The sequence below is a fragment of the Pseudomonas sp. genome (assembly GCF_037994325.1).
Taxonomy (GTDB): Bacteria; Pseudomonadota; Gammaproteobacteria; order Pseudomonadales; family Pseudomonadaceae; genus Aquipseudomonas.
This window is the reverse complement of sequence record NZ_JBBNAH010000650.1, coordinates 1-9,381: the sequence shown is the minus strand read 5'-3', so window position 1 is coordinate 9,381 and position 9,381 is coordinate 1. Positions and strand designations below refer to the sequence as shown.

8 protein-coding genes are annotated in these 9,381 nt (G+C 58.8%); 5 read left to right on the top strand and 3 right to left on the bottom strand.

All coding sequences use genetic code 11. The features are described 5' to 3' along the window. Positions 1 to 247 precede the first annotated feature (247 nt). Positions 248 to 661: an alternative ribosome rescue aminoacyl-tRNA hydrolase ArfB gene (arfB, locus tag AAAB16_RS21465; RefSeq protein WP_340665160.1), complete on the top strand. Its 414-nt coding sequence runs from the start codon at positions 248 to 250 to the stop codon at positions 659 to 661. Positions 662 to 792: 131 nt separating this feature from the next. Here arfB and AAAB16_RS21460 read toward each other — a convergent pair whose 3' ends face one another. The 3 genes from AAAB16_RS21460 to phhA are packed head-to-tail and all read right to left on the bottom strand — an operon-like array spanning position 793 to position 3,150. Next, positions 793 to 1,989 carry an amino acid aminotransferase gene (locus AAAB16_RS21460; protein ID WP_340665159.1) on the bottom strand — a complete coding sequence of 399 codons (1,197 nt, stop codon included), beginning with the start codon at positions 1,987 to 1,989 and terminating at the stop codon, positions 793 to 795. Beyond that, positions 1,986 to 2,342, bottom strand: a complete 357-nt coding sequence (locus AAAB16_RS21455) for a 4a-hydroxytetrahydrobiopterin dehydratase (protein ID WP_340665158.1) — start codon at positions 2,340 to 2,342, stop codon at positions 1,986 to 1,988. The genes AAAB16_RS21460 and AAAB16_RS21455 overlap by 4 nt, the downstream gene beginning before the upstream one ends. Positions 2,343 to 2,364: 22 nt before the next feature. After that, a complete protein-coding gene (phhA, locus tag AAAB16_RS21450) occupies positions 2,365 to 3,150 on the bottom strand; it encodes a phenylalanine 4-monooxygenase (RefSeq protein WP_340665157.1) in 786 nt (261 codons plus the stop codon). Between the two features lie 256 nt (positions 3,151 to 3,406). On the opposite strand from phhA, the gene AAAB16_RS21445 reads away from it, so the two are divergent. From AAAB16_RS21445 to AAAB16_RS21430, 4 genes are all read left to right on the top strand, one after another. Then, the gene (locus tag AAAB16_RS21445) at positions 3,407 to 4,960 is read left to right on the top strand and encodes a sigma-54-dependent transcriptional regulator (RefSeq protein ID WP_340665156.1); all 1,554 of its coding nucleotides are present in this window, start codon (positions 3,407 to 3,409) and stop codon (positions 4,958 to 4,960) included. 426 nt (positions 4,961 to 5,386) lie between these two features. Then, positions 5,387 to 7,348 carry an acetate--CoA ligase gene (gene acs / locus AAAB16_RS21440; protein ID WP_340665155.1) on the top strand — a complete coding sequence of 654 codons (1,962 nt, stop codon included), beginning with the start codon at positions 5,387 to 5,389 and terminating at the stop codon, positions 7,346 to 7,348. 516 nt (positions 7,349 to 7,864) lie between these two features. After that, entirely contained in the window at positions 7,865 to 8,644 is a 780-nt protein-coding gene (locus AAAB16_RS21435) for an ABC transporter substrate-binding protein (RefSeq protein WP_340665154.1), read from the top strand. A gap of 163 nt (positions 8,645 to 8,807) precedes the next feature. Next, on the top strand, positions 8,808 to 9,381 hold a 574-nt coding region (locus tag AAAB16_RS21430), incomplete at its 3' end, for an ABC transporter permease (protein ID WP_340665153.1).

The following is a 9,381-nucleotide window of genomic DNA, read 5'->3' as shown; positions in this document are numbered from 1 at the left end:
TGGTAAAACCTCCGTCGTTCCCGCGCAGGCGGGAACCCAGAATCGCGGAGGAAAAAGCGCTCGTTAAGCCAGCGTAAGCAACGAGTTGCCAAGCTCGCCAGCAGACCCGCCGCCGAGATCGTGTGTGCTGTACCAGAAACTCTGGGGCCCCACCTGCGCGGGCACGACGGTGTTTTTGCCGTTGTTGTGTATTCCTCTCGTCGACGTCCGTTATCCTGCCAGCCTGTCTCGCACGTGGTTCCCCTTCATGCTGGTTATCTCCAATAGCGTTCACCTACCCGACACCGACGTCGAGCTAACCGCTATCCGCGCGCAAGGTGCGGGCGGGCAGAACGTTAATAAAGTCTCCAGCGCCGTGCACCTGCGCTTCGATATCAACGCGTCGTCCCTGCCGCCGTTTTACAAAGAACGCTTGTTGCAATGGCGCGACAGCCGCATCACCAGTGATGGCGTAGTGGTGATCAAAGCCCAGCAATACCGCACCCAGGAACAGAACCGCGCCGATGCCTTGGAGCGCTTGAAAGAGTTGATTCTGGCGGCGAGCAAAGTGGAGAAAAAACGCCGGCCCACCAAGCCAACCTTGGGCTCGAAGAAGCGGCGGTTGGAAGGTAAAAGCCAGCGCGGGGCGATTAAGGCAGGGCGGGGTAAGGTGGATTTTTAGCGGTAATCGGCATTTGCGCGGACATCAGCGCACCGGGAGCCCCGCCTGCGCGGGGATGACGGTGGTATCAAGCAAAACCCGCCGTCGTCCCCGCGTAGGCGGGGACCCAGGTGCATGAATGTATCCGGCTACTACGCACTGACCTTGGCAATCGCTGCCGCCAAGTATTCCAAGCGCTGTTCATCCATCCCCGCGACGTTGGCGCGCCCGGTGCTGACCATATAAATGCTGTGCTCATCGCGCAGCCGCTTAACCTGCTCAGCACTCAAGCCGGTATAGGAAAACATGCCACGCTGACTGCCGATATGGGCAAAGCGCTCGGCCAAGCCATAAGGCTGCAAGGCCGTGAGCAACCCTTGGCGCAGCTGCGCAATGCGCACACGCATGGCTTGCACTTCTTCCTGCCAGACCAACTTCAAGCTCTCATCGGCGAGAATCTGCGCTACCACGGCCGCACCATGGGCCGGTGGGGTCGACCATAAGTTGCGGGCGATGGCCGCCAGCTGGCTGCGCACATCCACCAGCTTGTCGGCGCTGGCGCAGGTCACGACCAGCGCCCCGGTGCGCTCGCGGTACAGGCCAAAGTTTTTTGAGCAGGAGCTGGTGATCAGCACCTCCGGCAGCTCGGCGGCAAACAGGCGCACGGCCCAGGCATCGGCCTCCAAGCCTTCGGCAAACCCTTGGTAAGCGAAGTCGATCAGCGGCAGCAGCTCGCGCTCACGAACTACCTCCAGCACCTGGCGCCATTGTGTTTGGCTGAGGTCGAAACCGCTGGGGTTGTGGCAGCAGGCGTGCAGCAGCACCACATCGCCCGCCGGGATTTGCCGCAGGGCGGCGAGCATGGCGTCGAACACCAAGCGGTTGTCGGCATCAACATAGGGGTAGTGGCTGACCTTCAGCCCAGCCGCCGCGAACAGGGTTTCGTGGATCGGCCAGGTCGGGTCGCTTAACCAAATGCCGCGCCCCGGCAGGCAGTAGCGAATAAAGTCGCCGGCCAAGCGCAGCGCACCGGTGCCGCCCGGCGTCTGCGTGGCGCCAGCGCGGTTTTCGTTGAGTAGCGCTGAGTCGGCGCCCATCACCAGGCGCGCCAAGTGCTGGGTAAACAGTGGGTCGCCATGGCCACCGATATAGCTTTTGCTGGTTTCGCTATCGACCAAGTAACGCTCGGCAATTTTCACCGAGTTCAGAATCGGCGTATTGCCCTGCGGGTCTTTGTACACGCCCACGCCCAGGTCGAGCTTTTGCGGATTGGGGTCGCTGCGGTAGGCGTCGATCAAGCCCAGAATCGGATCGCCCGGCACCCGCGCTACGCCACTGAAATGGCTCACTTCAAGCCTTCCGCCGTCTTGGCTACTTGGTCGGTGCGTGCGGCCATGATGAAGTCGTTGCGGTGCAAGCCTTTGACCGAATGGCTCCACCAGGTAACGGTGACTTTGCCCCACTCGGTGAGCAGGCCAGGGTGATGCCCCTCGGCTTCGGCGATTTCACCCACGGAGTTGGTAAAGGCCAACGCCTGTTTAAAGTTTTTGAAGGCATAGCGTTTTTCCAGCTGCATAACGCCGTCGCGTACTTCGATATTCCAGTCCGGAATTTCTTTAATCAGCACCGCTAGTTCGGCATCGGAGACTTTCGGCGCATCGGCTTTGCAGGCTTCGCAGTGGGCTTGGTTTAGGGCGGTCATTGGGGGCTCCTATAAAAAGTGATTAAGCCGCTTTTGGCGGAAATTTAGCAGCATGCAAACCGAGCTCGGCGGCGCGAACCACCATGGCCATGACATCTTCCTGGGCCAGATCAAACAGGCGCTTCAGGTCGGGCAGGACAAAATACAGCGGTTGCAGAATGTCGATGCGATACGGCGTGCGCATGGCTTCGACCGGGTCGAAGGCCTGGTGTTCGGGCGCGTCGGAAAGGCTGTAGAGGGTTTCTTTCGGCGAGGACAGAATGCCGCCGCCGTAAATCTTGCGGCCTTGTGGCGTGTCCACCAGGCCAAATTCGATGGTCATCCAATACAAGCGGGCGAGGAACACGCGCTGCTCTTTGCTGGCCCGCAAACCCAGCTTGCCGTAGGTGTGGGTAAATTCCGCGAACCAGGGGTTGGTCAGAAGCGGGCAGTGGCCAAAGACCTCGTGAAAAATATCCGGCTCTTGCAAGTAGTCGAGTTCTTCGGGGGTGCGGATAAAGGTGGCGACGGGAAATTGCTTGCTGGCCAGCAGTTCAAAAAAGGTCTGGAACGGAATCAGCGCTGGCACCCGCGCTACGCGCCAGCCGGTGCTGGCTTGCAGCACGCGGTTGATTTCAGCGAGTTGCGGAATGCGTTCATGGGGCAGGGCGAGTTGCTCGATGCCATCCAGGTACTCCTGGCAGGCGCGGCCTCTGATCACTTCCAGCTGGCGCGTGATCAGGGTGTTCCACACCTGATGCTCAGCGTCCGGGTAGTGAATAAAGCCGCTGCTGTCCGGCTCGCGTGCCACGTATTGCGACTGCTTCATCGCTGCCTCGCTTGTGTTTGTTGTTATAGGTGGGACTAGAGATAACCCGGCGCGTGCGGGTTTTCAGCCGGGCAGGGTTGCTGACCCATAAGTTGGTGCGGCAAATTCCGTAAAGAAATAGTGACGAGTTGGCGCAAGTGGCGAGGCTTCGTGTTGCTGGGGGTGTAATGCGTAAACTATCCTTTACGAAAATTACGCGGCATCGGCAGATTTTTCCGTTGATAGCGGCGACGACAACAACAAAATCAGGCCCGCCATGCGTATCAAAGTCCATTGCCAAAACCGGATTGGCATTCTGCGCGACATCCTTAACTTGCTCGTCGAATACGGCATTAACGTGGCCCGTGGTGAGGTGGGCGGCGAGCAGGGCAACGCGATCTACCTGCACTGCCCGAATCTGATCAACCTGCAATTCCAGTCCCTACGCCCCCAGTTCGAAGCGATACCGGGGGTGTTTGGCGTTAAGCGCGTGGGGCTGATGCCCAGCGAGCGTCGGCATCTGGAATTAAATGCCTTGCTGGGTGCGCTGGAGTTTCCGGTGCTATCCATCGATATGGCCGGTTCCATTGTCGCCGCCAACCGCGCGGCCGCGCAGTTGCTTGGCGTGCGCGTGGATGAAGTGCCGGGCCTGCCGCTGTCGCGCTATGCCGAAGATTTCGACTTGCCCGAGTTGGTGCGGGCGAATAAATCACGCATCAATGGCCTGCGGGTGAAGATAAAGGGCGATGTATTTCTCGCCGATATCGCCCCGCTGCAAACCGAGCACGAAGAAAGCGATGCCATGGCCGGCGCGGTGCTGACCCTGCACCGCGCCGATCGTGTGGGCGAGCGCATTTACCACGTGCGCAAACAAGAGCTGCGCGGCTTTGACAGCATTTTCCAAAGTTCGCGGGTGCTGGCAGCGGTGGTGCGGGAAGCACGGCGAATGGCGCCGCTGGATGCGCCGCTGCTGATCGAAGGTGAAACCGGCACCGGCAAAGAACTGCTGGCTCGCGCCTGCCACCTGGCCAGCCCACGTGGGCAGTCACCGTTTATGGCGCTGAACTGCGCCGGCCTGCCGGAATCCATGGCTGAAACCGAACTGTTTGGCTACGGCCCTGGCGCCTTTGAAGGTGCACGGCCGGAAGGCAAATTGGGCCTGCTGGAACTCACCGCTGGCGGCACTTTGTTTCTCGATGGTGTCGGCGAAATGAGCCCACGGCTGCAAGCCAAATTGCTGCGCTTTCTGCAGGATGGCTGCTTTCGCCGGGTCGGCAGCGACGAAGAGGTGTACCTCGATGTGCGGGTGATTTGCGCCACCCAGGTCGACCTTTCTGAACTGTGCGGCAAGGGCGAATTCCGCCAAGACCTCTACCACCGTCTTAACGTGTTGAGCCTGCATATTCCGCCGCTACGCGAGTGCCTGGATGGCTTGATGCCGCTGGTTGAACACTTCCTCGACCAAGCCAGTCGGCAGATCGGTTGCCCGTTGCCCAAACTGGCGCCGCCAGCGTTTGAGCGCCTTAGCCATTACCACTGGCCGGGCAATGTGCGGCAGTTGGAGAACGTGCTGTTTCAGGCGGTTTCGCTGTGCGATGGGGCGTTGGTTAAAGCGGAGCATATCCGCCTGCCGGACTATGGCGCGCCGCAGCCGTTGGGGGATTTTTCCTTGGAAGGCGGCTTGGAGGCGATTATGGGGCGCTTTGAAAAAGCCGTGCTGGAGCGCCTGTACAGCGAGCATTCCAGCAGCCGGCAGTTGGGCAAGCGGCTGGGGGTTTCCCATACCACCATTGCCAATAAGTTGAAGCAGTACGGCATGGGCAAGGAGTGAAGGCTAGCCCTCACCCCCAGCCCCTCTCCCGCAAGCGGGCGAAGGGAGTTCACTGTGTGGCGTCTGATACACCTCGTTCAACCACCATTGAACTGTTCCCTCGCCCCTGCGGGGAGAGGGCTAGGGTGAGGGGGCGGTCTTGAACGCATACCTACTACTTAAGTGCAATGGCCCAGCCCCATGGCCAGGCGTACAAAGCATCTGTCTGCGTTCTGCGTGATCACAGATCTAGGTATTGCGAGCATCTCTTCCCCGAGATGTTTCGACTGGGCGGCCCGATGGTCGCCTTTTTTTTGCCTGGAAGTTTTGCCACGCCCCTCTGCGACCATGGTCCTAAGCCGGTAAGACCATGGTCGAATGGTCCGCAGGGGAGGGGAGGTCTACAAAAGGCACCATACAAAAACAACTATTCACCGAGGTATCCCGATGAGTGCTGCATCACTGTATCCCGTACGTCCCGAGGTTGCGGCCAACACCCTGACCGACGAGGCGACTTACAAGTCCATGTACCAGCAGTCGGTGGTCAACCCTGACGGTTTCTGGCGTGAGCAGGCCAAGCGTCTGGACTGGATCAAGCCCTTCACGGCGGTAAAGCAGACTTCGTTCGACGATCACCACGTGGATATCAAATGGTTTGCCGACGGCACCCTTAACGTTTCGGCTAACTGCCTGGACCGTCACCTGGCCGAACGTGGCGACCAACTGGCAATTATCTGGGAAGGCGACGACCCCTCCGAACACCGCAACATCACCTACCGCGAACTGCACGAAGAAGTGTGCAAATTCGCCAACGCCCTGCGCGGCCAAGACGTGCACCGTGGCGATGTGGTGACCATCTATATGCCGATGATCCCTGAGGCCGTAGTAGCCATGCTTGCCTGTGCGCGCATTGGTGCTATTCACTCGGTGGTGTTCGGCGGTTTCTCTCCGGAAGCGTTGGCTGGGCGCATTATCGACTGCCGTTCCAAGGTGGTGATCACTGCCGATGAAGGCCTGCGCGGGGGCAAGAAAACCCCGCTCAAAGCCAACGTCGACGATGCGCTGACCAACCCGGAAACCAGCAGCATTCAAAAGGTGATCGTGTGCAAGCGCACCGGCTCGCCGATCAAGTGGAACCAGCACCGCGACATCTGGTACGAAGACCTGATGAAGGTCGCTGGCAGCGTGTGTGCACCGAAAGAAATGGGTGCCGAAGAAGCGCTGTTTATCCTCTACACCTCCGGCTCTACCGGCAAACCGAAAGGCGTGCAGCACACCACCGCTGGCTACCTGCTGTATGCCGCGCTGACCCACGAGCGCGTGTTTGATTACAAGCCGGGCGAAGTCTATTGGTGCACGGCCGACGTCGGCTGGGTAACCGGCCACAGCTATATCGTTTACGGCCCACTGGCCAATGGCGCGACCACGCTGCTGTTTGAAGGCATTCCCAACTACCCGGATATCACCCGTGTGTCGAAAATCATCGACAAGCACAAGGTCAATATCCTTTACACCGCGCCAACCGCCATTCGCGCCATGATGGCCCAGGGCAAAGCCGCGATCGAAGGTGCCGACGGTTCGAGCCTGCGCTTGCTCGGTTCGGTGGGCGAGCCGATCAACCCGGAAGCCTGGAACTGGTACTACGAAACGGTCGGCCAATCGCGCTGCCCGATTGTTGATACCTGGTGGCAAACCGAAACGGGCGGCGTGCTGATCAGCCCGTTGCCAGGCGCTACCGCGCTCAAGCCAGGTTCGGCAACGCGGCCATTCTTTGGCGTGGTGCCGGCCTTGGTGGATAACCTCGGCAACCTGATTGAAGGCGCGGCTGAAGGCAACCTGGTGATTCTGGATTCCTGGCCAGGCCAGGCCCGTACCTTGTTCGGCGACCATGACCGCTTCGTTGATACTTACTTCAAAACCTTCCGCGGCATGTACTTCACCGGTGACGGTGCCCGTCGAGATGAAGACGGTTACTACTGGATTACCGGGCGCGTGGACGATGTGCTGAACGTCTCCGGCCACCGCATGGGCACCGCCGAAATCGAAAGCGCCATGGTCGCCCACCCGAAAGTGGCGGAAGCCGCTGTTGTCGGTATGCCGCACGACATCAAAGGGCAGGGCATTTATGTCTACGTCACCTTGAATAACGGTGAGGAGCCTAGCGAGGCATTGCGCCAAGAGCTTAAGCAATGGGTGCGTAAAGAGATTGGCCCGATTGCCGCGCCCGATGTGATTCAGTGGGCGCCGGGTTTGCCGAAAACCCGCTCGGGGAAAATCATGCGGCGCATCCTGCGTAAAATCGCGACCGCTGAATACGACAGCCTGGGGGATATCTCCACCCTGGCCGACCCAGGTGTGGTGCAGCATTTGATTGATACCCACAAGGCGATGCAGCAAGCCGTGGCCTAACGTTTCAGGGTTTAAAAAAACGCCCGCCGACTAGGCGGGCTTTTTTTTGAGCCGAGCTAGGCAGGGAGATTTTTATCGGCATTCACCTGTGTGAAGAGCGGCAGTAACACCGCGCTTCATCACGGGGCAAACCGAAACACCGCGCCCGATTCTTGGGCGATATTTCCTACGGCAGAAAAATAATTAAACAGAGAACCCCAGCATTTATAAGGGTTGTGAAAAATAGGCATGAATAGTGCTGTAGCTACTGGTTTACCCTTGCTTCGTTTGCTGCCTTTTTTGGCGTCCTCTGTCAATAGTCCAAAACCCCTCCAAAGCCCTTTTGTAATTACTTGTCGCATTGAAGAAATATCGGCTTTGGGGCTGTCGTTAGAATGCCGCCACCCAGACGCCGCTACCTGTGCGTCGGCCGATGAGCTTCGTCCCTTCGGGTTACCACCCGGCAAAGATGGCGACTCTCCCTATAATTCAACGGTCGGCCTGTTAATCAGCTCACGACCTATTAAGGAGTCCACGATGAAGAAGCTCGCCCTTCTCGGCGCCCTGGCGGTGTCCCTGCTGTCGTCCCTGGCTATCGCTGATGATGCCAAACCTCTGCGTATCGGTATTGAAGCGGCATACCCACCGTTTGCCTTCAAGACTCCGGACGACAAAATTACCGGCTTTGACTACGACATCGGCATGGCCCTGTGCGAAGAGATGAAGGTGCAGTGCAAGTGGATCGAGCAAGAGTTCGACGGCCTGATTCCTGCGCTGAAAGTGCGCAAGTTCGACGCCATCCTCTCGTCTATGTCGATCACCGACGATCGCAAGAAGTCGGTCGATTTCACCGGTAAGTACTACTCCACCCCAGCCAAGCTGGCGATGAAGGCCGGTACCACCATCAACGACCCGCTGGCCGACCTTAAAGGCAAGAAAGTCGGCGTGCAGCGTTCCTCGGTATACGACCGTTACGCCACCGAAGTTTTCGCCCCAGCTGGCGCCGAGATCGTGCGTTACAGCTCGCAGAACGAAGTGTTCCTCGACCTGGCTTCCGGCCGCTTGGACGCCACCCTGGCTGACTCGGTCAACATCGACGACGGCTTCCTGAAAACTGATGCAGGCAAGGGTTACGCCTTCGCCGGTCCTGACTTCACCGACGAAAAATACTTCGGCGAAGGCCAGGGCATCGCGGTACGCAAAGGCGACACCGCGCTGCAAGAAAAAATCAGCGCCGCCATTCTGGCCATCCGCGCCAACGGCAAATACAAGCAGGTGCAGGACAAGTACTTCGCCTTTGACGTTTACGGCAAGTAACCCGCGCTAAACAGAAGAGGCACAGGCTCGATGATTGCGGGGTGTGCCACTTTTTATTTGTCCGGCTTTTTTTCTAAAGGCCTGCCTGCGACGGTTTTACGCCACCCCCCGCGTCGGCAGTTTGTTTCGCTAAGCATGTTTCTCTGACTTGTGGGCTTTTCCTATGCTCAACGGCTACGGCTCGACCATTCTTGATGGCGCATGGCTGACCATTTCCCTGGCGCTGACCTCAATGGCGCTGGCGATTGTGCTTGGTCTGATCGGCGCCGCTTTTCGTTTGTCGCCCATCAAGTGGCTGGCGCTATTAGGCGAAGCCTATGCCACGGTGATTCGCGGCATTCCCGATCTGGTGCTGATCTTGCTGATTTTCTATGGCGGTCAGGACGTGGTGAACCGCGTGGCGCCACTGCTGGGTTTTGAGGATTACATCGACCTTGACCCGTTCTCCACTGGCGTATTCACCATGGGCTTTATCTTTGGTGCTTACCTGTCGGAAACCTTTCGCGGTGCCTTTATGGCCATCCCCAAAGGCCAGAGCGAGGCTGGCGCCGCCTATGGCATGAGCGGTACGCAGGTGTTTTTCCGTGTGCTGGTGCCACAGATGATCCGTTTCGCCATTCCCGGGTTCACCAATAACTGGTTGGTGCTGACCAAGGCCACGGCGCTGATTTCCGTGGTGGGCCTGCAAGACATGATGTTCAAAGCCAAAAACGCCGCCGACGCCACCCACCAGCCGT